The 22,867-nt window shown below is 70.8% G+C and carries 23 protein-coding genes and 1 riboswitch; of the genes, 10 read left to right on the plus strand and 13 right to left on the minus strand.

Annotated features, from left to right (window positions below; genetic code table 11):
- The first annotated feature begins 21 nt into the window (after nucleotides 1-21).
- A riboswitch (cobalamin riboswitch) is annotated at nucleotides 22-210 on the plus strand.
- A gap of 24 nt (nucleotides 211-234) precedes the next feature.
- The 4 genes from ACZ6Z4_RS01180 (at nucleotide 235) to ACZ6Z4_RS01195 (ending at nucleotide 4,170) form a co-directional block, all read left to right on the plus strand.
- On the plus strand, nucleotides 235-1,263 hold the full coding sequence (locus tag ACZ6Z4_RS01180) for an ABC transporter substrate-binding protein (RefSeq protein ID WP_465556876.1): 1,029 nt from the start codon (nucleotides 235-237) through the stop codon (nucleotides 1,261-1,263).
- A gap of 80 nt (nucleotides 1,264-1,343) precedes the next feature.
- Nucleotides 1,344-2,333, plus strand: a complete 990-nt coding sequence (locus ACZ6Z4_RS01185) for a FecCD family ABC transporter permease (RefSeq protein ID WP_465556878.1) — start codon at nucleotides 1,344-1,346, stop codon at nucleotides 2,331-2,333.
- Nucleotides 2,330-3,373, plus strand: a complete 1,044-nt coding sequence (locus ACZ6Z4_RS01190; protein WP_465556880.1) for a FecCD family ABC transporter permease — start codon at nucleotides 2,330-2,332, stop codon at nucleotides 3,371-3,373. The genes ACZ6Z4_RS01185 and ACZ6Z4_RS01190 overlap by 4 nt, the downstream gene beginning before the upstream one ends.
- Nucleotides 3,374-3,375: 2 nt before the next feature.
- Nucleotides 3,376-4,170: an ABC transporter ATP-binding protein gene (locus ACZ6Z4_RS01195; protein ID WP_465556882.1), complete on the plus strand. Its 795-nt coding sequence runs from the start codon at nucleotides 3,376-3,378 to the stop codon at nucleotides 4,168-4,170.
- 14 nt (nucleotides 4,171-4,184) lie between these two features.
- Here ACZ6Z4_RS01195 and pdxR read toward each other — a convergent pair whose 3' ends face one another.
- A complete protein-coding gene (pdxR, locus tag ACZ6Z4_RS01200) occupies nucleotides 4,185-5,672 on the minus strand; it encodes a MocR-like pyridoxine biosynthesis transcription factor PdxR (RefSeq protein ID WP_465556884.1) in 1,488 nt (495 codons plus the stop codon).
- A gap of 28 nt (nucleotides 5,673-5,700) precedes the next feature.
- Between pdxR and ACZ6Z4_RS01205 the strand changes: the two genes are divergently transcribed.
- The 3 genes from ACZ6Z4_RS01205 to ACZ6Z4_RS01215 are packed head-to-tail and all read left to right on the plus strand — an operon-like array spanning nucleotide 5,701 to nucleotide 8,441.
- A complete protein-coding gene (locus ACZ6Z4_RS01205) occupies nucleotides 5,701-6,501 on the plus strand; it encodes a methyltransferase (protein WP_465556886.1) in 801 nt (266 codons plus the stop codon).
- Nucleotides 6,498-6,695: a hypothetical protein gene (locus ACZ6Z4_RS01210; RefSeq protein WP_465556888.1), complete on the plus strand. Its 198-nt coding sequence runs from the start codon at nucleotides 6,498-6,500 to the stop codon at nucleotides 6,693-6,695. The genes ACZ6Z4_RS01205 and ACZ6Z4_RS01210 overlap by 4 nt, the downstream gene beginning before the upstream one ends.
- Nucleotides 6,696-6,704: 9 nt before the next feature.
- Nucleotides 6,705-8,441 (plus strand): CYTH and CHAD domain-containing protein, encoded by a 1,737-nt coding sequence (locus ACZ6Z4_RS01215; protein ID WP_465556890.1) that lies wholly within the window; start codon nucleotides 6,705-6,707, stop codon nucleotides 8,439-8,441.
- A gap of 6 nt (nucleotides 8,442-8,447) precedes the next feature.
- Here ACZ6Z4_RS01215 and ACZ6Z4_RS01220 read toward each other — a convergent pair whose 3' ends face one another.
- Nucleotides 8,448-8,798, minus strand: coding sequence for a cupin domain-containing protein (locus ACZ6Z4_RS01220; RefSeq protein WP_465556892.1), 351 nt, complete (start codon nucleotides 8,796-8,798; stop codon nucleotides 8,448-8,450).
- Nucleotides 8,799-8,874: 76 nt separating this feature from the next.
- Between ACZ6Z4_RS01220 and ACZ6Z4_RS01225 the strand changes: the two genes are divergently transcribed.
- The gene (locus tag ACZ6Z4_RS01225; protein ID WP_465556894.1) at nucleotides 8,875-9,339 is read left to right on the plus strand and encodes a MarR family winged helix-turn-helix transcriptional regulator; all 465 of its coding nucleotides are present in this window, start codon (nucleotides 8,875-8,877) and stop codon (nucleotides 9,337-9,339) included.
- On the opposite strand, the gene ACZ6Z4_RS01230 is transcribed toward ACZ6Z4_RS01225, so the two are convergent.
- The 10 genes from ACZ6Z4_RS01230 to ACZ6Z4_RS01275 all read right to left on the minus strand — a co-directional run bounded on the left by ACZ6Z4_RS01230 (nucleotide 9,336) and on the right by ACZ6Z4_RS01275 (nucleotide 18,862).
- A complete protein-coding gene (locus ACZ6Z4_RS01230) occupies nucleotides 9,336-9,623 on the minus strand; it encodes a hypothetical protein (protein WP_465556896.1) in 288 nt (95 codons plus the stop codon). The two genes, ACZ6Z4_RS01225 and ACZ6Z4_RS01230, sit on opposite strands and share 4 nt — an antisense overlap.
- Nucleotides 9,624-9,770: 147 nt before the next feature.
- Nucleotides 9,771-11,399, minus strand: coding sequence for a solute symporter family protein (locus ACZ6Z4_RS01235; protein ID WP_465560564.1), 1,629 nt, complete (start codon nucleotides 11,397-11,399; stop codon nucleotides 9,771-9,773).
- A gap of 11 nt (nucleotides 11,400-11,410) precedes the next feature.
- Nucleotides 11,411-11,752: a DUF485 domain-containing protein gene (locus tag ACZ6Z4_RS01240; RefSeq protein WP_465556898.1), complete on the minus strand. Its 342-nt coding sequence runs from the start codon at nucleotides 11,750-11,752 to the stop codon at nucleotides 11,411-11,413.
- 187 nt (nucleotides 11,753-11,939) lie between these two features.
- Entirely contained in the window at nucleotides 11,940-13,475 is a 1,536-nt protein-coding gene (locus ACZ6Z4_RS01245; RefSeq protein WP_465556900.1) for a sodium/solute symporter, read from the minus strand.
- A 12-nt stretch (nucleotides 13,476-13,487) separates the two neighbouring features.
- Entirely contained in the window at nucleotides 13,488-13,742 is a 255-nt protein-coding gene (locus tag ACZ6Z4_RS01250; RefSeq protein ID WP_465556902.1) for a hypothetical protein, read from the minus strand.
- Nucleotides 13,743-13,869: 127 nt separating this feature from the next.
- Nucleotides 13,870-14,616, minus strand: coding sequence for a LytR/AlgR family response regulator transcription factor (locus ACZ6Z4_RS01255; protein WP_363668055.1), 747 nt, complete (start codon nucleotides 14,614-14,616; stop codon nucleotides 13,870-13,872).
- Nucleotides 14,617-14,625: 9 nt separating this feature from the next.
- Nucleotides 14,626-15,756, minus strand: coding sequence for a histidine kinase (locus ACZ6Z4_RS01260; protein ID WP_465556905.1), 1,131 nt, complete (start codon nucleotides 15,754-15,756; stop codon nucleotides 14,626-14,628).
- A 17-nt stretch (nucleotides 15,757-15,773) separates the two neighbouring features.
- A complete protein-coding gene (locus ACZ6Z4_RS01265) occupies nucleotides 15,774-16,508 on the minus strand; it encodes a metallophosphoesterase family protein (RefSeq protein ID WP_465556907.1) in 735 nt (244 codons plus the stop codon).
- 57 nt (nucleotides 16,509-16,565) lie between these two features.
- Nucleotides 16,566-17,666 (minus strand): hypothetical protein, encoded by a 1,101-nt coding sequence (locus tag ACZ6Z4_RS01270; protein ID WP_465556909.1) that lies wholly within the window; start codon nucleotides 17,664-17,666, stop codon nucleotides 16,566-16,568.
- Between the two features lie 29 nt (nucleotides 17,667-17,695).
- The gene (locus ACZ6Z4_RS01275) at nucleotides 17,696-18,862 is read right to left on the minus strand and encodes a hypothetical protein (RefSeq protein WP_465556911.1); all 1,167 of its coding nucleotides are present in this window, start codon (nucleotides 18,860-18,862) and stop codon (nucleotides 17,696-17,698) included.
- 171 nt (nucleotides 18,863-19,033) lie between these two features.
- On the opposite strand from ACZ6Z4_RS01275, the gene ACZ6Z4_RS01280 reads away from it, so the two are divergent.
- Complete coding sequence (locus tag ACZ6Z4_RS01280; protein ID WP_465556913.1) at nucleotides 19,034-20,500, plus strand: serine/threonine-protein kinase; 1,467 nt, start codon at nucleotides 19,034-19,036, stop codon at nucleotides 20,498-20,500.
- On the opposite strand, the gene ACZ6Z4_RS01285 is transcribed toward ACZ6Z4_RS01280, so the two are convergent.
- On the minus strand, nucleotides 20,497-21,444 hold the full coding sequence (locus tag ACZ6Z4_RS01285; protein WP_465556915.1) for a hypothetical protein: 948 nt from the start codon (nucleotides 21,442-21,444) through the stop codon (nucleotides 20,497-20,499). The genes ACZ6Z4_RS01280 and ACZ6Z4_RS01285 overlap by 4 nt on opposite strands.
- 82 nt (nucleotides 21,445-21,526) lie before the next feature.
- Here ACZ6Z4_RS01285 and ACZ6Z4_RS01290 point away from each other — a divergent pair, with 82 nt between their 5' ends.
- Nucleotides 21,527-22,855, plus strand: a complete 1,329-nt coding sequence (locus tag ACZ6Z4_RS01290) for a M20/M25/M40 family metallo-hydrolase (RefSeq protein ID WP_465556917.1) — start codon at nucleotides 21,527-21,529, stop codon at nucleotides 22,853-22,855.
- Nucleotides 22,856-22,867 lie beyond the last annotated feature (12 nt).

Consider the following 22,867-nt stretch of genomic DNA (forward strand, 5'->3'; position numbering starts at 1 on the left):
GCGACCGGGTCGCAGCGTGGGTTACCGTGTGGCCGTCGTGGTGTTCGGGAAGCCGGTGGAGTACCGGCGCGGCCCTCGCCACTGTGATCGGGATTGTCCGTCGCGCGTTCACCTGGTGTGAGACCACTGGCCCGGAGGGGCTGGGAAGGTCAGCGCGGCGGATGCGGTCGTCCCGTCAGCCAGGAGACCGGCCACGACGCGTCCCGTCCACGAGGTGTTGGAGGAACGGTCGCCATGGCCGTCGTACCCAAGGCAGTGCTTGCTGCCGTTTTCCTGTCCCTGGTCGCCGGCTGCGGAAGCGCCGGCGCGAGCGAAGGTCCGAGCGCGAGCGCGACGACCGTCAAGAACTGCGGGCTCGACGTCACCGTCGACACCCCGCCGCAGCGGATCTTCGCGGCGTACCAGCCGGCCATCGAGCTGGCCCACGCGCTGGGTGTCTCCGACCGGCTGGTCGGGACCGCGTTCCTGGACTCCGAGCCACTGCCGGAGTACGCCGAAGCGCAGCGCGACCGCAAGTACTACAAAAACATGCCGAGCCGCGAGGAGGTGCTCAGCCTGAACCCGGACTTCGTGCTGTCCGGCTTCAACGACATCTTCAACGCCGCCGGCAGCGACGGCAGCTTCGGCAGCCGCAAGTCGCTGTCCGACCTCGGCGTGCAGACCTGGATCTTCAGCCCGCTCTGCCCGACCGCCGACGGCAAGGGCGACGAGGCGATCGACCCGTCGACGGTCTCGATGACCAACGTGTACGCCGATTTGCGCGACCTCGGGAAGCTGTTCGGCGCGAGCGACAAGGCCGAGCAGGTGATCGCCGACCAGCAGAAGCGGATCGCGGCGGTCGAGACCGCGGTGAAGGACGCCGACCGGCCGACGGTCGCGATCGTGCGGCCCGGACTCGAGGGCGGCGGGATGACGGTCTCCGGCGGGCCGGACTTCGGCACGGTGCTGATCAAGCAGGCCGGTGGCGTGAACGCGTTCGCCGCGCTGACCTCGAAGCGGAACGTGAAGATCAGCGTCGAGGAGTTCATCAAGGCCGACCCGGACTACGTGCTGATCAGCGCCTGCTGCGACGCGACGCTGACCGAGGCGCAGGGGCAGCCGGACGTCGACAAGCTGATGAAGAACCCGGCGTTCGCGAACCTCAAGGCGGTGAAGAACAAGCGGGTGATCCCGTGGTTGTTCGCTCACCACTCGGCCGGCGTCCGCGGCGCGAACTCGACCGAGCTGATCGCGAAGATCATCCATCCCGACCTGGTGAAGTGACCACCCGGGTCGAGGCCGGCCGCACGCTCTCCCCACCCCTGCCCCCACCCGCCTCCGGGCGGGGGGTGTTGGGGAGCGGGGTGTCCCGGGCCGGGGGGCTCGTGATCGCCTTCGTCGTACTGCTGGCCGCTGTGCTGCTCTCGCTGCTCGCCGGAACCCAATGGTTCGGTCCGCGGGACGTGTATCTCGCGGCCGCCGACTTCACCGGCTCGGACACCGATCGGGTCATCCGGTACCTCCGGCTGCCCCGTACGGCGACCGGCCTGATGGCGGGAGCCGCACTCGGGATGGCCGGCGCCTTGATGCAGGGCGTCACGCGCAACGCTCTCGCCGACCCCGGGATCCTCGGCGTGAACGCAGGCGCCGCGGTCGCGGTCGTCGGGGCGATCGGGGTCTTCGGCGTGACGAGCCTGACCGGGTACGTGTGGTTCGCGATGGGTGGCGCGCTGGTGGCGACCGTCGTGGTGTACGTCGTCGGCACGCTCGGTCGCGGTGGGGCGACGCCGGTGAAGCTCGCGCTGGCCGGTGCCGCGTTGTCCGCGATGCTCGGGTCCGTCACGTCGGCGGCGACGTTGCTCGATCTCTCGACGCTGAACGAGTTCCGCTTCTGGGTGGTCGGTTCGCTCACGATGGCGACCGGCCCGATCGTCGGGCAGGCGCTCCCATTCATTGCCGTCGGCATCGTCTTGTCGCTGGTTCTGGGCCGGTCGCTCAACCAGCTCGCGCTGGGCGAGGAGCTGGCGACAACGCTCGGCACGCGGGTCGCTGTGGTCCGCATCCTCGCGGGTCTGGCGATCATGCTCCTGGCCGGTACGGCGACCGCGATGGCCGGTCCGATCGGGTTCGTCGGGCTCGCCGTACCGCATGTCGCGCGGGCTCTCGTCGGCGCTGATTATCGCTGGATCCTGCCGTACTCGCTGGTCCTCGCCCCGACGCTGCTGCTGCTCGCCGACGTGCTCGGTCGGGTCGTCGTCCGCCCGGACGAGCTGCAGGTCGGCATCATCACCGCGCTGGTCGGAGCGCCGCTCTTCATCGCTCTGGTACGCCGCCAGCGCTTGGCGGAGCTGTGAAGCGCGCGGCGTCCTACCCCGTGCGGGTCGGCGCCTTCTCGGGCCGGATCGACGTGGGCGCCGTGCTTGTCACGCTCAGCGCGCTCTGCGTGGCCGTTGCCGTCGGCGCCTATTCGTTGACGATCGGCGACTACGAGATCCCGCTCGCCCAGGTCCTGAACACCCTCGCGGGCAACGGCTCCCTCATCCTCACCGACATCGTCGTCGACAACCGCCTGCCGCGCGTCCTCGTCGGCCTGGGCGTCGGCTTCGCCTTCGCGGTCTCCGGCGCGATCTTCCAGCGCCTGGCCCGCAACCCGCTGGTCAGCCCCGACCTGATCGGCATCAACGCCGGCGCCGCGCTCGCGGCCGTCGTGGTGATCACGATCATCGGTGCCAGCCCGTTCTGGCTCCCGGCCGGCGCCCTCGGCGGTTCGTTGCTGACAGCAATCACCATCTACCTGTTCGCCTTCAAGCGCGGCGTCGCCGGCTACCGGCTGGTCCTCGTCGGGATCGGCGTCACCGCGATCATCGGCTCGCTCACGGCGTACCTGCTGACGCTGGCCGACATCTACACCGCGAAGAGCGCGCTGATGTGGCTGTCCGGCAGCCTCGCCGGGCGGTCCTGGGCGGAGGTGTGGCTGATCGGGCTCACGCTGCTCGTCCTGCTCCCCGCCGCGGTGATCGCCTCCCGGCAGCTCCGGCTCCTGGAGCTCGGCGACGACCTCGCCCGGACGCTCGCCGGCCGGGTCGAACTCTCCCGCGGCCTGCTGATCGCGATCGGCGTCGCCCTCGCCGCCCTGGCGACCGCGGCCGCCGGACCGATCGGTTTCGTCGCGCTGGTCGCGCCGCAGATCACCCGCCGCCTGCTCGCCGAACGCGCCGCCGGCCTGCTCGCTTCCGGTGCGATCGGCGCGTTGCTGGTCGTCGCGGCCGACCTCGTCGCGCGCCAGCTGTTCGCCCCCGTCCCACTGCCCGTCGGCGTCGTCACGGCGTTCCTGGGCGCACCGTACCTGTTGCTGCTGATGGCCCGAGCCAACCGCGTCGGCCGAGGAGGATGACCATGCTGCGTTCGGAGAACCTCACCCTCGCGTACGACGGGACGCCGGTCGTGCACGACCTCTCGGTCGAGATCCCGCCCGGGAAGATCACCGTGATCGTCGGTGCCAACGCCTGCGGCAAGTCGACGCTGCTGCGCGGGCTCGCCCGGTTGCTGGTGCCGCGCGGGGGTGCGGTCTACCTCGACGACGTCGACGTACGCCGTGTTCCCGGCGGCGAGCTCGCCACGAAGCTCGGCCTGCTCCCGCAGCAGCCGGTCGCCCCCGAAGGCATCACCGTCGCCGACCTGGTCGGCCGCGGGCGGCACCCGCACCAGCGCTGGTTCCGCCAGTGGACCCCGGAGGACGAGCAGGTCGTCACCGAGGCCCTCGCCGCGACCGGCACCGCCGACCTGGCGAACCGTTGCCTCGACCAACTGTCCGGTGGCCAGCGGCAACGGGTCTGGATCGCCCTGGCGCTCGCGCAGGACGCCCACACGATGCTCCTCGACGAGCCGACGACGTTCCTCGACCTCGCCCACCAGCTGGAGATCCTCGACCTCGTCCAGGACCTGAACCACCAGCACCACAAGACGATCGTCCTCGTCCTGCACGACCTCAACCTGGCCAGCCGCTACGCCGACCACCTGATCGCGCTGAAGTCCGGCCGGATCGTCGCGACGGGCACGCCGGCCGAGGTGATCACCTCGGAGACCGTCGAGGAGGTCTTCGGGTTGTCGTGCGAGATCATCCCGGATCCGCTGACCGGTACGCCGCTCGTCCTCCCGCGCCCTCGGCGGCCAGTCGCCCAAGTCACCTGACAGGCGGAGGGGAGTCAGCTGCCGGCGACGAGGCTGCCCAGCATCTCCACCGCTTCTGTCAGCGCCGTCGGAGTGCGCGCCGCGTAGCCGAGGACCAACCCGGGCGGGTGCGGGGTTTGGGTGTGCCAGCTCAGCGGGTGGGTCTTGACGCCCTCGGCGAGTGCTCTCGTGGCCAGCTCCACGTCGTCCAGGGCTCCCTCTGGGAAGGTGATCGTGAGGTGCAGCCCGGCGGCGGCGCCGTGGACCGTCGCGGTCGGCAAGTGGTTGCTGATGGCATCGATCATGGTGTCCCGGCGGCGCCGGTGCCGGCGGCGGGCGTAGCGGAGCTGGCGTTCGAGGTCGCCGGACTCCATCAGGTGCGCGAGCACGAGCTGGGGGAGCGCCGCGTTGCCGAGGTCGGCCAGGCGTTTGGCGGCGATCAGGCGGTCGCGGTACGCCGGGGGCGGGACCATCCAGCCGATCCGCAGCGCGGGGGCGAGGAGTTTGGAGACGCTGCCGGCGTAGATCACGTGGTCGGCGAGCATCGCGCGCAGCGCGGGGACGGGCGGACGGTCGTAGCGGTGCTCGGCGTCGTAGTCGTCCTCGACGATCAGCCCGCCGGTCTCGGTCGCCCACTGGATCAGCTCGCGCCGCCGCTCGCCGTCCAGCACGACGCCGGTCGGGAACTGGTGGGCCGGAGTCAGCAGTACGGCGCGGGCGCCGCTGCGGTGGAGCTCGTCGACCCGTACGCCGTCCGCGTCGACGGGGATCGGGGGAGTGCGCAGCCCGAGGCTCTCCAGGTGCTGGCGGGAGCCGAGCGACCCGGGGTCCTCGACGGCGAGGGTGTCGATGCCGTCGGCGAGGAGGAGCTGGGTGATCAGGCTGAGCGCTTGGGCTACTCCGGCGACGATGATGACCTCGCTCGGGTCGACCTGCACGCCGCGGTAGCGCGCCAGCCAGCGCGCTACTGCTAGTCGGAGCTCGGGAGTTCCGGCGGGGTCGCCGTAGCCGAAGGAGGAGGCGGAGAGCCGGTCGAGGACTGCGCGCTCGGCCTTCAACCACGCCGCGCGGGGAAACGCCGTCAGATCAGGCACCCCGGGCGTCAGATCGATCTGCGCAGGCGCTGCGCGCAACACGTCGAAGACGTCGACCCCGGGCTCGCCCTGCATCCCGCCCGTTTCCACCGCCGTTCCGGCAGTGGTGGCCGGCGGCAGCGTGCTGATCGGCGCTGCGACGACCGTCGTACCTGCTCTGCCGCGAGCTTTGGTGTGCCCGTCCTCGGTCAGCCGCTGATACGCCTCCGTCACCACCCCCCGCGACACCTGCAGCTCACCCGCCAGCACTCGCGTCGGCGGCAGCCGCGTACCGACCGGCAGCAGCCCGTCCGCGATCGCGCCGCGCAACTGATCAGCCAGCCACGTCGACAGCCGGCCCGCGGGCACCTCCGCCGTACTGAGCTGCAGGAAGTCGGACCCCGCCGCAGTTATGGACCTGCCAATCTCGCCCGGATTGGATCTACTCACCGGACCATTGTCGCCGCACCGTGGACTCATGGGAACCGACTACGTCCACGGCTACACCGACTCCGAGACCCGCCGCCTCGGCGACCAGGCGGGCACGCTCGCCGACCTCCTGCACGGCGGTACGCAGTACGCGCCCGGCAGCCGCGTCCTCGAGGTCGGCTGCGGCGTCGGCGCGCAGACCGTCCAGCTGCTCACCCGCAGCCCCGGCATCGACCTGACCGCGATCGACATCTCCGAAGCCTCGCTCGCCCAGGCCAAACAGCGCGTCGCCACCACAGCGCCGTACGCCGAAGTGCGCTGGCACCACGGCGACCTGCACGACCTCCCGGCGGGCGAGTACGACCACCTGTTCGTCTGCTTCGTCCTCGAACACCTGCCGGACCCGGTCGACGCCCTGCGGACCCTGCGCGGCCAGCTCCGCCCCGGCGGCACGATCACGGTCGTCGAAGGCGACCACGGCACCGCCGTCTACCACCCGCGCAGCGCGGCCGCGCAGGCCGTCATCGAGTGCCTCAACCGCAGCCAGGCCGACGCCGGCGGCGACGCGCTGATCGGCCGCCGCGTGCAGCCGCTGCTCGCCAACGCGGGGTTCCTGGACGTCCGCACCGAGCCGCGGACCGTGTACGTCGACCAGACGCTGCCGCACCTGGTCGACGGTTTCACCCGCCGCACGTTCATCGCGATGGTCGGCTCGGTCCGCGACCGCTCGATCGCCGCCGGGCTGAGTACGCCGGACGCGTGGGCGCGCGGGATCCGCGACCTGGAATGCACCGCCGAGCCCGGCGGGACGTTCCACTACACGTTCTTCAAGGGGGTCGGGGTGCGATGATCGCGCTGCTCGTCGTGGTCGCGGCGGTGCTCGCCGGGCTGGAGCTGAACCGCCGCCGGCAGGCTGGTCCCGGCGGCTTCGCCGACTCGCCGGCATCGGTCGCGTTCCGGCGTTCCGGCGTACCGGATCGGGATCTTGACCGCCTGCTGGACGATCTCCGAGCAGCCGCTGCCAGGGCTTGCGCGGACTGGTAAAACTTGGGGATGACGCCGACCGAGCAGCTCGAGATCGAGACCAAGTACGACGTCGACGAGCACGCCATCCTGCCGGCGTTGCACGAGCTGCCCGGGGTGGACCGGGTCGAGCAACCGGTCGAGCTGGCGCTCGAGGCGGTCTACTTCGACACCGCCGAGCTGCATCTGGCGCGCAACAAGGTGACGTTGCGCCGTCGTACCGGCGGTGAGGACGACGGCTGGCACATCAAGCTCCCGGCCGCCCGCGGCCGGATGGAGATCCAGCACCCGCTCGGCCGCGCCGTCCGCAAGGTCCCGATCCAGGTCGTCCGGGCCGTGCGCGTGCACGTCCGCGACCACGAGCTGCTCCCGGTGGTGACGCTGGCGACGCGCCGCATCGTGCACCGCCTGGTCGACGCCGAGGGTGAGGTCCTCGCCGAGGTCGCCGACGACCACGTGACCGCGACCATTCACGCGCCTTCGGCCGCCGCTGCTCCCGCGAACGCCGACGCTGCTCCCGCGAACGCCGACGCTGCTCCCGCGAACGCCGACGCTGCTCCCGCGAACGCCGACGCTGCTCCCGCGAACGCCGACGCCGCTCCCGCGAACGCCGCCGAAGCTGCTCCCGCGAACGCCGACGCCGCCGCTCCCGCGGCCGCCGACGGCGCGGCCGTCGCGACCCCCGATGGCGCTGCAGCGACGGACGCTTCCGAGGCAGCGAGCGGGGTCTCGACGTTGAGCTGGCGCGAGTGGGAGGTCGAGCTCGTCAACGGGCCGCCCGAGCTGCTCGAGGCTGCTGAGCCCGTACTGCGCGAGGCAGGCGCCAAACCGGCGTCCGGGCCGAGCAAGCTTGCTCGTGCGCTGGGCGACCGGGTGCCGGAGCAGGAGACCTGGGAGCTGCCGTCCAAGCCGACGACCGCGGAGCTGTTCCGCGCGTACGCCTCGGCTCAGGTCGAGGCGATTCACCTGCGCGACCCGGAGGTCCGGCGCGACCTGCCGGACTCGGTGCACAAGATGCGGGTGGCGACCCGCCGGCTGCGCTCGGCGCTGGCGACGTACCGGCCGGTGGTGGACCGCGAGGTCGGCGACGCGATCCGGGACGAGCTGAAGTGGTTCGCCGGTGAGCTCGGTGGCGCGCGGGACGCGGAGGTGCTGCGCGAGCACTTCCTGGTCGCCGTCTCGGAGCAGCCGCAGGAGCTGGTGATGGGCCGCGTCGCGGGGTACATCGACGACCACCTGCGCGGCGTCTACAAGCAGGCGCGCGTGCAGGCGCTGGAGGCGCTGGAGAGCGAGCGGTACTTCCGGCTGCTCGACACCCTCGACCGGTTGGTCGCCGCACCGCCGTTGCTCGACGCGAAGACGAAGGCGAAGAAGCAGGCGCCGAGCCTGCTGAAGAGCGACCTGAAGCGGATGAGCAAGTGCGTCAAGCGCGCCGAGAAGGCCGAGACGCTCGCCGAGCAGGACCACGAGCTGCACGAGACCCGCAAGGCCTCCAAGCGACTCCGGTACGCCGCTGAGTCTGCGGTGCCGGTGCTCGGTCAGGCCGCGACCGACCTGGCGACTCGCGCCGAGCAGGTGCAGGAGGTCCTCGGCGACCACCAGGACAGCGTCGTCGCGCGAGACCTCCTGCGTCAGCTCGCCGTACAGCAGCACCTGGACGGCGGGAACCCGTTCACCCTCGGCCGGCTGCACGCCGCGGAGGAGTACCGCGGGGCGCGGTCGCGCGAGGCGTTCCTGGAGCTGTGGCCGACGATCGACTTCAGCTGAGGTTGGTCAGCTCATCCACGGCGGAGTACCGCGGTCGGCGTCCTCTCCAGGGACGCTGACCTTGGCGTGCCCGTACCCGCTGACGATCGCCGTGAAATCCCCCGTCGCCGTCACCTGACGCTCAACCCCCTCCGGTACGACGACCGCCGTACCCTCCACCAACTCCCGCTCCACCCCACCAATGCTGATCGAAGCCCGGCCGCTCAGCCCGGTCCACACCTGCTCACTGTCGACGACGTGCACCGGCCCCTGCGCAGTCGCCTTCATCTCCACCCGCCAGACACTCAGCCGCTCACTCCCGAGCGTCGGCGACGCGTACGTCGTCATCACGGCGTTCGGCGTCTCGGTAACTCGCATCCCCACTCCTCCATTTTCGTCAACCTGGTTGTCCAAAACAGTACACCGGGTTGTCGATCTGGAACAATGCTTTTCCATGGACCGCCCCGGCTACGTACTCCCCCTCCAACTCGCCGCAGCCTTCCGCCGCATCATCGACGAGCTCCACCACCGCCTCGCCGCCGAAGGCCACCCGAACCTGCGCCCGGCGTACGGCTTCGCCCTCCAGGCAGTAGGCAGCGACGGCTGCACGGTCTCCGACCTCGGCCGCCGCCTGGGCGTCTCCAAACAAGCCGCCACCAAAACCGCCACCAAACTCGCCGACCTGAACTACGTCACCCGAACCCCGTCCCCAACGGACGCCCGAGCCGTCCTCCTCACCCTCACCCCCCACGGCCACAACGCCCTCACGCGCTCCGCCCAGATCTTCGAAACCCTCCACACGGAATGGAAAACAGCCCTGGGCCCCACCCGCCTGGCCGCCCTCGAAGACGCCCTCCCCAAACTCACCCCCAGCAGCCGGCCCACACCCCTGTCAGACCTCCCCGGCTGGTTCCACTAACCAACCGCTTCCCGAATCGCTGCCCAAGGCAACGACCGCGACTCCGCCCGCGGCTCGACCAGCGGCCAGACGTCCTCGCCGTACACCAGCCGTACGCCGGCCCGCCGCAACGCGGCGAGATGCCCTTCCCAGGCGGGATGCCGAGCATGCCCCGCGTTCACCCGCGGAAAGACCACCGTCGGCACCGACCCGAGGCCTTCGGACAACGTGCTGACGAGCGGACGGGTGTGCCGGTGATTGCCTCCAGCAACAAGCTGGTCGCGCGGGCACCATCGCCTGGACATACAACGAGGGGCCCAGCTGGGTGCTGGGCCCCTCGGGGCGGGTGGGGCTGTCAGGCAGGTTCGCGACGGGTCAGCAGGACCTGCCTGACAGGGTTGGGGTGGGGGGGCGCCGGGCTGTCACCCGTGATGGGACCGGCGCCCCCGCGGTCAGTGGTGGACGGCTTTCTCGGCGCCGGCGCCGGTGAGGGAGCGGACCTCCATCTCGGCGAAGCGGTCGACGTCGGTGGCTTCCTTGCTGGTCAGGGTGCCGATGATGCCGAGCACGAAGGCCAGCGGGATCGACACGATGCCGGGGTTGTCCAGCGGGAACCAGTGGAAGTCGATGCCCGGGTCGGTGATCATCGACAGGCTGGCGCCGGTCTTGGCGTCGACCTTGCCGGAGACGACCGGGCTGAAGACGATCAGAATGATCGCCGAGCCGAGACCGCCGTAGATGCTCCACAGGGCGCCGCGGGTGTTGAAGCGCCGCCAGAACAGCGAGTACAGGATCGTCGGCAGGTTCGCCGAGGCGGCGATGGCGAAGGCCAGCGCGACCAGGAACGCGATGTTCTGGCCGTTGGCGAAGATACCGCCGACGATCGCGACCGCACCGATCACCAGCACGGTGATCCGGGCGATCCGGACCTCGCCGTCACCGCTGACCTGGCCCTTCTTGATCACCTGGCCGTAGATGTCGTGCGCGAACGACGCGCTGGCGGTGATCGTCAGCCCCGCGACCACGGCGAGGATCGTCGCGAACGCGACCGCCGAGATCACGCCCAGCAGGATCTCCCCGCCCAGTTCGTACGCCAGCAGCGGCGCGGCCGAGTTCGCCTTGCCGGGAGCGGCCCGGATCGCGTCCGGTCCGACCAGCGCGGCAGCGCCGTACCCGAGGACCAGGGTGAACAGGTAGAAGATGCCGATGATCCAGATCGCCCAGCTGACGCTGCGGCGCGCCTCGCGCGAGTTCGGCACCGTGTAGAAGCGCATCAGCACGTGCGGCAGGCCCGCGGTGCCGAGCACCAGGGCCAGGCCGAGCGAGATGAAGTCGAGCTTGCTGATCCCCGTTGCGCCGTACTGCAGGCCGGGGTTGAGCAGCTTCTCCCCGGCGGCCGGGCTGTTCTCGACTGCGGCGCCCAGCAGGCCGGACAGGTTGAAGGTGTACTTCGCGAGCACCCACAGTGTCATGATCCCGGCGCCGATCACCAGCAGCACGGCCTTGACGATCTGCACCCAGGTGGTGCCCTTCATGCCACCGACGAGCACGTAGGTGATCATGATCGCGCCGACGACGGCGATGACGATGTTCTGGCCGGCCTTGCCGTCGATGCCGAGCAGCAGTGCGACCAGGCCGCCCGCGCCGGCCATCTGGGCGAGCAGGTAGAAGAAGCAGACGCCGAGGGTCGAGATCGCCGCGGCCATCCGGACCGGGCGCTGCTTGAGGCGGAACGACAGTACGTCGGCCATGGTGAAGCGCCCGGTGTTGCGGAGCAGCTCGGCGACGAGCAGCAGCGCGACCAGCCAGGCGACCAGGAAGCCGATCGAGTACAGGAAGCCGTCGTACCCGTTCAGCGCGATCGCTCCGGCGATCCCGAGGAACGACGCGGCGGACAGGTAGTCGCCCGCGATCGCGACGCCGTTCTGCGGGCCGGTGAAGGAGCGGCCGCCGGCGTAGAAGTCGGCCGCGCTCTTGTTGTTGCGCGAGGCCTTGATCACGATCGCCAGGGTGGCCACCACGAACAGCGCGAAGATCGCGATGTTCACCTTCGGGTCGCCAACGGTTGCCATCGGCAACATCAACGGTGCGGTCACGAGTGGTCTCCCTCGATCTGGTCGCGCAGGTGCTTGGCGTCGGGGTCGAACTTCTTGTCGGCCCAGCGGACGTAGAGCAGCGTGATCGCGAACGTGGAGACGAACTGGCCCAGCCCGAACAGCAGCCCGACGGTGATGTTCCCGCCGACCTTCTGGGACATGAAGCCGTGCGCGTAGTCGGCGAGCAGGACGTAGAGGAAGTACCAGGCCAGGAACAGGCCGGTCATCGGGAACACGAAACGCCGGAACCGGCGACGCAGCTCGGAGAAGTCCGGTGACAGCTGGACGTCTCGGTACGTCGTGAGCTCCGGATCGCCCGCACGACGCGTTTCACTCATCGCGGGACCTCCAGACGTGATCGGGCCGGGCGGAGTCCGGCGTACGGGTTGCTGCTCCGTACTGTGGTCCAGCTCACCCGCCCGAGACAGCACCGCGAGGCGTCGAGCGCTCAGCGGCGCACACCTCTCGACCGGCGGGGAACGGCAGTGCGACGAGCGGTCGCATCCGTACGACGAACGGCGCGGGTCAGCTGCCGGTGAAGCCGCGGTCCACGTCGACGGCCTCGGGGGTGTGCAGCCGGACCATGCTGCGCGCCGTTCCGGCGGGGATCCGGGTGGGCGTGAGGCGGGAGACGATCACGACCGTCGCGAAGGCCAGCGGCATCGTCCAGGCGGCGGGCTGGGCGATCAGGGCGCCGAGCCAGCCGCCTTGCGGTGGTCCGATCACGTTGACCAGGACGGCGGAGATCGCGGCGACGCCGCCGACCAGCAGTCCGGCCGCGGCGCCGACCGTCGACATACGGCGCCACCAGATGCCGAGCACGAGCAGCGGGCAGAAGGTCGAGGCGGCGACGGCGAAGGCCAGGCCGACGGTGTCGGCGAGGCTCAGCGAGCCGGTGAAGTTCCAGGCCAGGTAGGGCACGGCGATGGCCAGGACGGCGGCGATGCGGAAGCTGTTGACGGCCAGGTAGTCGCCGCCGGTCAGGCGGTGCAGGCGGTTGCGGAGCAGGTCCTGGTCGATCACGCCGGCGATCGCGACGGTCAGACCGGACGACGTCGACAGGAACGCGGCAAAGGCGCCCGCGGCAACCAATGCGCCGAGCAGGTCGCCGATCGTCCCGGGGAAGATGCGGCCGGGCAGCTCGAGGACGACCGTGTCCGCGGCGGTCGCGACCAGGTCCGGCGCGAACGTCCGGCCGAGTACGGCGTATACGGGTGGGAAGAGGTAGAACGCACCGAGCAGCGCGAGCACCACGACCGTCGTACGGCGCGCCGCCCGTCCGTCGGGGTTGGTGTAGAAGCGGACCAGCACGTGTGGCAGGCCCATCGTTCCGAAACAAAGGGCCAGGAGCAACGAGTACGTCGCGTACAGCGGATGGTCGCGGCCGCCGGCGCGCGACAGCGGCTCGGCCCACTCCGACCCGGCGCCCTGCAGCGAGTCGAGGACGCCGACCGGGTGGTCCATCGAGCGCCAGGCGATCAGGATCACGAACACCGGCGCGGCCAGCGCGGTCAGCTTCAGCCAGTACTGGAAGGCCTGCACGAACGTGATCGAGCGCATCCCGCCGGCGGCGACGTTGATCACCACGATGATCGCGACCAGCGCGGCCCCGACCGCGGGCGGCGCGCCGGTCACGGTCTGCACAGTCAGCCCGGCGCCGCGCAGCTGCGGGAGCAGGTAGAGGGTGCCGATCCCGGCGACCAGGAACGAGCAGATCCGGCGTACGACGGCCGACTCGAAGCGGGTCTCGGCGAAGTCGGGCAGCGTGTAGGCGCCGGAGCGGCGCAGCGGGGCGGCGATCAGGACGAGCAGCATCAGGTACCCGACGGTGTAACCGACCGAGAACCAGAGCATGTCCGCGCCGTTCACCACGACCAGACCGGCGACGCCGAGGAAAGATGCCGCCGACAAGTACTCGCCGCTGATCGCCGACGCGTTCCAGCGCGGGGTGACGGCGCGGCTGGCGACGTAGAAGTCGCTGGTCGTTCGCGAGATCCGGAGACCGAACAGGCCGATCCCGATCGTCGCCACGATCACCAAGGCGATCGCCGTGAGGCTCATGGCTGGTGACATCTACTGCCGCCCGACGAACTCGGTGAACTCGGCCTCGATCCGTTCGGCGTTGCGGACGTAGATCCGGGCGGCGACGTAGACGACCGGGTAGACGACGACGCCGAGGAGCAGCCAGGGCAGCGGGATGCCGAAGACGCCGAGGGTGCGCGTCGCGGGGACGAGGAAGAAGAGCAGCGGGAGGCTGCCGAGGACGACTGCCGTCCCGGCGATCACGAGCAGGGCGAGCCGGAGCTGCGACTGGATGAGCGAGTGCATGTAGACCTCGCCGACGCGGGTCTGCTCGTCGATTTCTCGGGTCCCTGTGTGTCCAGTCGTACGCCGAGCAGCACTTGTCCGTGGACTTGTCACTCGAATCCGGCGAGGCCCGTCCGGCGTACTCATCTCACCCGCGCAGCGACGTCGAGCGGACCAGCAGGTCGCGGAGCTCGCGAGTGTGCCGCCGGCTCACCGGCAGCCAGTCGTCACCGACCCGTACGGCGCACCGCCCGCCGTCCACCCGCATCTCGTCGACGTGCGCCAGCGCGACCAGCGTGCTGCGGTGGATCCGGGTGAACCCAGCGTCGCGCCAGCGCTCCTCGAGCGTGCTCAGCGGGACCCGCACGAGATGCGAGTTCTGGCCGGTGTGCAGCCGCGCGTAGTCGCCCTGCGCCTCGACGTACCGGACGGTGGAGCGCTGCACGAACCGGGTGACCCCGGCGAGCTCGACCGGGATCGTCTCGTCGTCGGTCTCCTCCGGCGACTGCACGACCGTCGGTGCGCCGGCGCTGACCACCCGCCGGATCGCCTCGGCCAGCCGCTCGGCCCGGACCGGCTTCATCACGTAGTCCGTGGCATCCAGGTCGAAGGCGTCCACGGCGTGCTCGTCGTACGCCGTGACGAAGACGATCCGCGGCGGCTTGGCGAACTTCGACAGGACGCGGGCCAGGTCGATCCCGTCCAGGCCCGGCATCTTGATGTCGCAGAACACCACGTCGATGTCGGCGCCCTGCAGCAGTTTGAGGGCCTCGGGCCCGTTCGACGCGGTGCGGATCGGCCCGATCCGCTCGTCGCGCTGCAGCAGGTACACCAGCTCGGCCAGCGCCGGCTCCTCGTCGTCGGCGACCAGCGCACGCAGGGGAGTGTCGGCCATGCGCCCAATCTAAGCCGACGCGTGCACTCCTGAGGAGTATTTGGGGACCCGGAAGCTGACCTTCGTCCCGGCGTCGACGGCGGTCTCGACGACCAGGCCGTAGGCGTCGCCGTACACCTGACGGAGCCGGGCGTCGACGTTGCCGAGGCCGATCGAGTCGCTGCTGGACTGGCCGGACAGGGCGGCCCGGATCACCTCGGGCTCGCTGCCGGAGCCGTCGTCCTCGACGCTGATCTCCGCCTCCGAGCCGCGGTCCATCGCCCGGATGGTGATCTGCCCGACCCCGGTCGTGCCCTCCAGACCGTGCCGGACGGCGTTCTCGACCAGCGGCTGCACGACCAGGAACGGGATCGCCACCGACAGCACCTCGGGCGCGATCAGCAGCGACACCGTGAGCCGCTCGCCGAAGCGGGCCTGCTCCAGGACGAGGTACCGCTCGACGTTGCGCAGTTCGTCCGACAGCGTCGTGAACTCGCCGCCGCGACGCAGCGCGTACCGCGAGAAGTCCGCGAACTCGAGCAGCAGCTCGCGCGCCCGCTCCGGGTCGGTCCGCACGAACGACGCGATCGCCGCCAGCGCGTTGTAGATGAAGTGCGGGCTGATCTGCGCCCGCAGCGCCCGCAGCTCGGCCTCCATCGCCCGCGTCCGCTCCTTGTTAAGCTCGGCCAGCTCGACCTGCCCCGACACCCAGCGCGCGACCTCCTCGGTCGCCCGCACCAGCGCGGCCGACGACCGCGGGCTGTACGCCACCAGTACGGCGACCACCCGGTCCTCGGTGACGATCGGCGCGACCACAGCCGTCCGCAGCGGGCACTGCGGGTCCGAGCAGGCCACGTCGTGCGCCCCCAGTACGGCGGTCCGCCCGCTGCGCAGCGTCATCGCCGCGATCGCCTTCGCATCGACCCGGTGGTTGCTCTCGTACGGCCCGCCGACCCCGTCCCAGGCCAGTACGCCGGAGGAGTCGCAGATCGCGATCGCCGCTGTCCCGAGCAGGTCGCGCAGGTGCTTGCTGGCCCGCCCGGCCGCGACCGGCGTCAGCCCCTCGCGCAGGTGCGGCGAGGCCAGCGAGGCGGTATGCAGCGTCGCATACGTCGCCTTGTCAGCCGGAGTCCCGAAATGCTTCCGCCGCCGCGCGAACATGTCCTGACGGTAGCCGGTCAGTCCTTCGCGCGGGGTGAGAACGCGGCCAGGGCCTCGGTGTCGGAGTAGTTGGTGCGCAGGTACTCGTCGGCCCAGGCCGCTGCGTCGGGGTAGGCGGACTCGGCGGTCACGCGGTCGGCCAGAGCGGCCAGGTCGAGGGTGGTGCGGCGCAGCTGGACGTCGGAGCCGGTCAGCAGCGCCCAGCTCGGCAGCGGTGCGCCGTACGGCATGCCGACGCTGCCGGCGTTCACCACGAGCCGCCGGTCGACCTGCCGCGCGAACGGCATGTGGGTGTGGCCGCAGACGACCGTGCGGACCTCCTCCGGTACGCCGCTGAGGACCGAGGCCCAGCGAGCCAGCGGGCTGTCGACCAGCACCATCTCCTCGTCGTCCCGAGGAGTCGCGTGACAGAACAAGGCGTCGCCGATCGTCACACTGGTCGGCAGCGTGGCCAGCAACTCAAGCTGGTCGGGCCGGAGCTGTGCAGCGGCCCACGGGCTCACCTGGTCCGGCGGGTCGAGTTGCTCGCCGCGAGCCATCGCCACCAGCTCCCGGTCGGCATTGCCGCGTACCCAGACCGCCCTGGATCCCAACGACAGCAGGAGATCCAGTGTCTCCACCGGCTGCGGCCCGGACGCCAGATCACCAGCCAGTACGACGGCGTCCGCGCTCAGCACGTCCGGCTCGGCCAGTACGGCCTCCAGCGCGGGGAGCACTCCGTGGATGTCAGCAAGCACCGCGATGCGTTCCATACCGACCAGTCTGGCCCGGCAGTACGCCGTACAGGCCGCAACTCTGCTGACGGCAGACTAGTTGCCCAGCCCGATCCGAATCGGGCCGAGCGGGATCGCGTTCTCGCAACTGCCGTTGACGATGCTGCAGCGCAGCACACCGCGCGGCATCGACTCGCGGTCGTCGATCAGCAGCAGCACGTGCTGGTCGTCCTCCGCGACGCTGCTGACGAAGAACGCCCCGGTCCACTGGCGCAGCAGCGTCCCGTCCGTGGCGTCGAGCGCGGCCGCGGACGCCGCGGCCCAGCCGTCGTCGTACGGCGGGGTGGCGATCGCAGTCCGGCCGTCGGGGGTGAAGCTCTGGATCTCGAAGTCGCAGGTCCGCCACAAGCTGCGGCCGGTGGCGAGCTCGTTCACGGTCGAGCACGCGCGGTGCTCGCCGGGTGCGGTCCGCAGCGCGACCAGCTTGCCGTCACGGCTGATCGCGGTCGCCGAGCCGGGCGTCGGGATCACCTTGGCGGTGGGCTCCCCGGGCTTCCAGGCGTACAACTTCCAGCTCACCGCTTCGTCGGTCGGGCTGGCCCGGTAGTAGACGAGCCCGTTGACGTAGGCGAGCACCCGGACGCTCCACAGGTCGCGGACGACGAGCTTGTCGACCTTGCCGCTGGAGTCCTGCGAGTACACCGTCGACCCAGCCGCGTTCAGCTCGTCCTTGCCCCGCGGCTGGGTCGAGTACGCGACCGCCGACTGGTCGTCGGTCCCCCGGACGGTGATCACGTCCGGCACCTGCTCCCGGGTGCCGTCGATCTTCAGCTTCAGCAGCTGGGTGGTGCTCTGGTCGGTGGACAGCACCGCGAACGCCTCTTCACCCATCCGGGTGAACTCCAGCACCGACGCACTGCCCGGCACACGGACGGGCCCGCCCGCGCCGCCACGGATCTCGCGCCCGACGCTGTACGGCACCTGCGGCTCGCGAGCCGCCTTCAGCTGAGCGAGCGGCACTTTGACCTTCACCGGCCCGCTGTACGTCGGCTCGGCGGTCGGGCCGGTCGACGCCGAGCCGGTACGAACCGCCAACGGCGAAGCCGTCCCAGGGTCGTCCTCGGTGTCCGGCCCCTGCCGGGTCGCCACCACGCCCCCGATCGCCACGGCAGCCACGGCGACGGTCGTGACGAGCACGACCAGTCGCGTGTTGCCGCCGCCGGGCATCAGCTACCGAGCCCGAACTGCTCGTTCGGCGTGATCGGGGTGGCCCGCTCGCACTCGTCCGACGTGATCGTGCAGCGGATGATGGCGCCCTTGGTCTCGGGGCCGTCGTCGACCTCCATCAGCAGGTGCTGGTCGTCCTCGGCGCGCACCTCCCGGAACGACAGCCCGGTCCACTCCCGCACCAGCGCGCCGTTCTTCTTGTTGTCCAGGACCCAGCTCGTCTGCGCCGCGTAGCCGTCGGCGTACGCCGGTCCGCCGATCGCGAACGACTTGTCGGGCGTGAAGCCCAGCACCATGTAGTCGCAGGTCCGCCAGAGCTTCTTCCCGGTGGCGAGCTCGATGACGTTCGAGCAGCTGCCGGCGCCGCCGACGTCCAGCCCGACGACCAGCTCGCCGTCGGCCGACACCGCGACCGGCGAGGTAATGTTCTTCACCAGCTTCGCCGACGACTGGCCGGGCACCCAGGTGTAGAGCCTCGGCAGTCCGGACTCCTGCGGCGTGGCTGCGTAGAAGACCTTCCCGGCGCCGAGGCCGATCACCTGCACGTTCCAGGCGTCCGGCAGCACGAGCTTCTCCTTCAGTTCGCCACCGTCCTCGGCGTACAGGGTGCTGCCGGCGAGCTGCTCACCGGTCGACTTCTGCTTCTGGCTGGCGAACGCCGCGAGGGTCCCGTCGATCGACCCGACCAGGCTCGTCACGTCGCGGACCTCGCTGCTCTCACCGGCGCCGTCGGACCGGACCAGGACGAGGTCGGGGTCCCGGCTCTGCAGCGTGTACGTGTTGGCGCCGGCCTGGGCCACCTCGATGATCCGGTCCTTGCCGGGCGCCGTGTACGCCTGGTCCGGGCCGCCGCTGACCTTCCGGTCGAGCACATGCACCAACTGGGGCGCACGGCCGGCCGGGAGCTTGGCGAGGCTGATCGCGACGGTCTTGGGAGCGTTCGGCTTGCTCACGCTCGGTTTGGTCGGCGTCGCGCTCGGTGTCTTCGACGGCGTCCCCGAAGGCGTCGGTGTCGGCGTCGGGGTCGTCGGCTGTCCACCCAGTGGACTCGCTCCGGTGGTGCTCGTCTGCGGGCCCTGCCGGTACGCGAACACCCCTCCCCCCGCCACCGCGGCGACCGCGACGGCTGCGACCACGACGGTCAGCCGGGCGTTCAGCTGCCTCATGAGCAGGCTCCTTCACAAACAGTCGTGGATCTCAGCAGTGTGCTGCATCTCGCACCGGACGGGCGGGCGGGGCGGCCGACCGGGGTGGTCGATCCTCGGTGTGACGTCACAACTGAGTGTTTTGTTCGCTCCGGCGACGCGGTCGCAGGAGGGATCGAGCATAATGCGGGCATGGACCAGCCACCCCGGATCGGCCGGTACTCCCTGGTCCGCCGGGTGGGTGCCGGTGGTTTCGCCACGGTCTGGCTGGCCCGGGACGAGCAGCTGGACGCCGAGGTCGCGGTCAAGATCCTGTCCGACAACTGGATCGACGAGGACGACGTCCGGCGCCGCTTCCTGGCCGAGGGCCGGTTCCTGCGCCGGGTCGACTCCCCGCACGTGGTCGGCGTGCACGACGTCGGCGAGACCGACGACGGCCGCCCGTACCTGGTCCTGACCTACGCCGACGGCGGTTCGCTCGCCGACCGGATCAAGGCCGGCCCGCTGCCGGTCGCCGACGTGGTCGATGTGGTGACGCAGGTCGGCAGCGGCCTCAAGCAGCTGCACGCGCGGGGGGTTCTGCACCGCGACGTGAAGCCCGCGAACGTGCTGTTCCGCAGCGACCCGTCCGGTGACCGCGCGATGCTCGGCGACCTCGGTCTGGGCAAGTCGCTGGAGACCGTGTCGCAGTTGACGATGCCGGGCGGTACGCCGGCCTACGTCGCGCCGGAGCAGGTGATGGGCGACCGGCTCGACCACCGCGCCGACCTGTACTCGCTGGGCGCGGTCGCGTACGCCGCCTTCACCGGCCAGGCACCGCACGGGGTGATCAGCCTCGGTGCGGTGATGCGGATCGACGCGCCGCCGCCGTCGATGAGCACGCTGCGCGCGGACGTGCCGGACGCGATCGACGCCGTCGTACGGCGGGCGCTGGAGCCCGACCGCGAGAAGCGCTGGCCCGATCTGGACAGCTTCCTGACCGCGCTGGACGAGGCGCACCGGACCGGCAAGATCCCGGCCGGGCTCGTCCCGGCCGACGAGCTGCCGGTCCCGGCCGGACCTGGTGGTCTCGACCAGGCCACGCAGCTGGCGGTGGTCCCGGCCGATGCGAAGACCGAGGGCGGCCCGGACGCCGAGGCGACGATCGCGACCCCGGCCGCGCCGCGCCGGAACCGGCGGGCGGGCTGGATCGCTGCCCTGCTGGCGATCGTGCTGGCCGGAGGCGGCGGGTACGCGGGCTACGAGCTGGTGATGAGCCGGCCGGTCGACGTCGCGGAGAACCCGGTGTCGGTCGAGGTGCCGCGCAGCTGGGACGAGAAGTCGGCGCAGAAGAGCCCGCTGGCGTTGCTGGTCAGCGAGAACACGGCGAACTGGCAGACCGACCCGAACACCGAAGGCGTGTTCATCGGCGTGCTCGCCCAGAACGCGCTGCCGACGACCGGTACGCCGCCCAGCGGGTGCAAGCAGACCGGCTCGGACACACCGACCGCCGAGCAGCCGCGGGTGACGTTCCGCTACGCGTGCGACTCCGGCGCCGACGTCTACGAGCAGTACCGCAAGCTCCCCGGCGACAATCAGCTGCTGCGGATCCAGGTCCGTGGGGACGACCCGCAACAGCTGACCGACGTACTGAACTCCGTGACCTACAACGGTTCCTAGCCGACCAGCGAGGTCAGCGACGAGACCGTCGCCTTGTGCATCCGCGGGATGACGTTCAGCGTGGCGGAGTCGCCGCTGTAGAGGTGGCTGCCCGACTCGTAGACCAGGTACGCCGTGCCGTTGTACTCGGTGACGCCCTCGGTCATGCTCGGCGCCCGGAAGCAACTCAGCGGGGCCGCATCGAGGTCCTTGGTGCCGCGCTTCACGACGTACAGGTTGCTGCGGTTGCCGCGCCCGTACGACGTCGAGTAGACGAAGTGGTTGGCGGTGATCATCAGGCCCTGGGTCTTGGTCGGGACCTCCCAGGCGCCCGCGACGGTGGTCAGCGTGCCGTCGTCGGCGATCTTGTACTCGTACATCGTGCCGCGGCCGGTCTCGTTGAAGCTGCCGGAGAACAGCGAGTCGCCGTAGCTGCTCAGGAACGACGCCCCGGCGACGTCCCGGGCGGTGCCGACCTGCGTCAGGTACGGCGTCCCGGCGGCCTTCATCGCGGTGCGCAGGTCGGTCAGCCGGTACTTGCGGATCGAGCTGCCGGCGCCGGAGACGAACGCCCAGCCCTTGCTGGTGGTGATGCCGCCGACGTGCGACTCGGCGATCGCGACCACGCCAACGGTCGTGCCGGTGGCCGGGTCGATGCCGTAGATCTGCGAGTCGGCGCCGGTCCGGTACGACGCGACCAGCAGCAGGTTCTTGCCGGCGCCGTCCCAGTTGTACCAAGTGCCGGCGCCCTGCGGCGTGTGCGTGCCGAGGTTGGGGATGCCGAGGCTGTTGCTGAACCGGGCGTCGTACTTCTTCGACGCCGACGGTCCGTCGTAGAAGGTGCTGCCGCCGGTGGTGGCGGTGTCGCAGCTGATCGCGGCGGTCGCGATCGTCGGTGCGGCGACGGCGGTCAGGGCGGCCGCGGTGGTGAACAGGGCGGTCAGAATGGCGACGGGGCGGGCCATGGTGATCCTCTCGGGTTGGGCGATAACCTTCGATCCACAGACACTAGCCCGTGAAAATGTCACCCGCAGTACCGTAGGGCGCATGACCGACCTGCCCGCGGCGATCGACCGCGTTCTGCCCTCCGTCCGTGCCGACCTCGAGGACCTCATCCGGATTCCCTCGGTCAGCGCGGACCCGGCCCGTGCGGCCGACGTCCAGCGGTCCGCCGAGGCGACCGCCGCGCTCTTCGAGGCCGAGGGTTTCGAGGTGAAGATCGTCCGTGCGGGTGAGGGTGCGCCGGCCGTGATCGCCAAGAAGCCGGCGCCCGAGGGCAAGCCGACCGTGCTGCTCTACGCGCACCACGACGTGCAGCCGACCGGCAACGTCGAGGAGTGGACCTCGGAGCCGTTCGAGCCGACCGAGCGCGGCGACCGGCTCTACGCGCGCGGCGCGGCCGACGACAAGGCCGGCATCGCGGCGCACCTGGCCGCCGTACGGGCCTTTGGCAACGATCTGCCGGTCGGCGTGACGGTCTTCGTCGAGGGCGAGGAGGAGATCGGCTCGCCGACCCTGCTCCAGCTGCTCGACGAGTACGCCGACGAGCTCACCTCGGACGCGATCGTGATCGCCGACTCGGGCAACTGGGCGATCGGCCAGCCGGCGTTGACGGTCTCGCTGCGCGGCCTGGTCGACTGCTACGTCGAGGTCCGGACGCTGAAGCACGCCGTCCACTCGGGCCTGTTCGGTGGCGCTGTCCCGGACGCGCTGACCGCGCTCTGCCGGCTGCTGTCGACGCTGCACGACGACAACGGCGACGTCGCCGTCGACGGCCTGCACGCGAGCCGCGCGGCCGACCTGGAGTACCCGGAGGACCGCTTCCGTGCTGAGTCGAGCGTGCTCGACCAGGTGAAGCTGATCGGCTCCGGCACGCTGGTCGACCGGCTGTGGACCCGGCCGGCGATCGCCGTCCTGGCCATCGACGCGCCGCGGGTCGCCGACGCCAGCAACACCCTGGTCCCGGTCGCGCGGGCCAAGGTCAGCCTGCGGGTCGCTCCCGGTGACGACGCGAACAAGGCGATGCAGGCCCTGCGCAACCATCTGGAGCAGAACGCGCCGTGGGGTGCGCAGGTGACGGTGACCGACGGCGACATCGGCCAGCCCTGCTCGATCAACGCCCGCGGTGCGGCGTACGACGCGGCCCGCTCGGCGTTCGCGACGGCGTGGGGTGTCGAGCCCGTCGACACCGGCATGGGCGGGTCGATCCCGTTCATCGCGGAGTTCCAGCAGACCTTCCCCGACGCGGCCGTTCTGGTCACCGGTGTTGAGGACCCGGACACCCGGGCCCACGGCATCGACGAGGGCCTGCACCTGGAGGAATTCGCCAAGGTATGTCTCGCCGAGGCAACTCTTCTTCAGAACTTGGGCTCTTAGTAGGGACCGGGC

This window comes from Kribbella sp. NPDC104740 (assembly GCF_055583505.1).

Excerpts from the sequence above, each read along its gene's own strand:
- ACZ6Z4_RS01180 (WP_465556876.1), top strand. The coding sequence starts at position 235 with ATGGCCGTCGTACCCAAGGCAGTGCTTGCTGCCGTTTTCCTGTCCCTG.
- ACZ6Z4_RS01195 (WP_465556882.1), top strand. The coding sequence starts at position 3,376 with ATGCTGCGTTCGGAGAACCTCACCCTCGCGTACGACGGGACGCCGGTC.
- ACZ6Z4_RS01205 (WP_465556886.1), top strand. The coding sequence starts at position 5,701 with ATGGGAACCGACTACGTCCACGGCTACACCGACTCCGAGACCCGCCGC.
- ACZ6Z4_RS01210 (WP_465556888.1), top strand. The coding sequence starts at position 6,498 with ATGATCGCGCTGCTCGTCGTGGTCGCGGCGGTGCTCGCCGGGCTGGAG.
- ACZ6Z4_RS01215 (WP_465556890.1), top strand. The coding sequence starts at position 6,705 with ATGACGCCGACCGAGCAGCTCGAGATCGAGACCAAGTACGACGTCGAC.
- ACZ6Z4_RS01220 (WP_465556892.1), bottom strand. The coding sequence starts at position 8,798 with ATGCGAGTTACCGAGACGCCGAACGCCGTGATGACGACGTACGCGTCG.
- ACZ6Z4_RS01225 (WP_465556894.1), top strand. The coding sequence starts at position 8,875 with ATGGACCGCCCCGGCTACGTACTCCCCCTCCAACTCGCCGCAGCCTTC.
- ACZ6Z4_RS01230 (WP_465556896.1), bottom strand. The coding sequence starts at position 9,623 with ATGTCCAGGCGATGGTGCCCGCGCGACCAGCTTGTTGCTGGAGGCAAT.
- ACZ6Z4_RS01235 (WP_465560564.1), bottom strand. The coding sequence starts at position 11,399 with ATGTTGCCGATGGCAACCGTTGGCGACCCGAAGGTGAACATCGCGATC.
- ACZ6Z4_RS01240 (WP_465556898.1), bottom strand. The coding sequence starts at position 11,752 with ATGAGTGAAACGCGTCGTGCGGGCGATCCGGAGCTCACGACGTACCGA.
- ACZ6Z4_RS01245 (WP_465556900.1), bottom strand. The coding sequence starts at position 13,475 with ATGAGCCTCACGGCGATCGCCTTGGTGATCGTGGCGACGATCGGGATC.
- ACZ6Z4_RS01250 (WP_465556902.1), bottom strand. The coding sequence starts at position 13,742 with ATGCACTCGCTCATCCAGTCGCAGCTCCGGCTCGCCCTGCTCGTGATC.
- ACZ6Z4_RS01255 (WP_363668055.1), bottom strand. The coding sequence starts at position 14,616 with ATGGCCGACACTCCCCTGCGTGCGCTGGTCGCCGACGACGAGGAGCCG.
- ACZ6Z4_RS01260 (WP_465556905.1), bottom strand. The coding sequence starts at position 15,756 with ATGTTCGCGCGGCGGCGGAAGCATTTCGGGACTCCGGCTGACAAGGCG.
- ACZ6Z4_RS01265 (WP_465556907.1), bottom strand. The coding sequence starts at position 16,508 with ATGGAACGCATCGCGGTGCTTGCTGACATCCACGGAGTGCTCCCCGCG.
- ACZ6Z4_RS01275 (WP_465556911.1), bottom strand. The coding sequence starts at position 18,862 with ATGAGGCAGCTGAACGCCCGGCTGACCGTCGTGGTCGCAGCCGTCGCG.
- ACZ6Z4_RS01280 (WP_465556913.1), top strand. The coding sequence starts at position 19,034 with ATGGACCAGCCACCCCGGATCGGCCGGTACTCCCTGGTCCGCCGGGTG.
- ACZ6Z4_RS01285 (WP_465556915.1), bottom strand. The coding sequence starts at position 21,444 with ATGGCCCGCCCCGTCGCCATTCTGACCGCCCTGTTCACCACCGCGGCC.
- ACZ6Z4_RS01290 (WP_465556917.1), top strand. The coding sequence starts at position 21,527 with ATGACCGACCTGCCCGCGGCGATCGACCGCGTTCTGCCCTCCGTCCGT.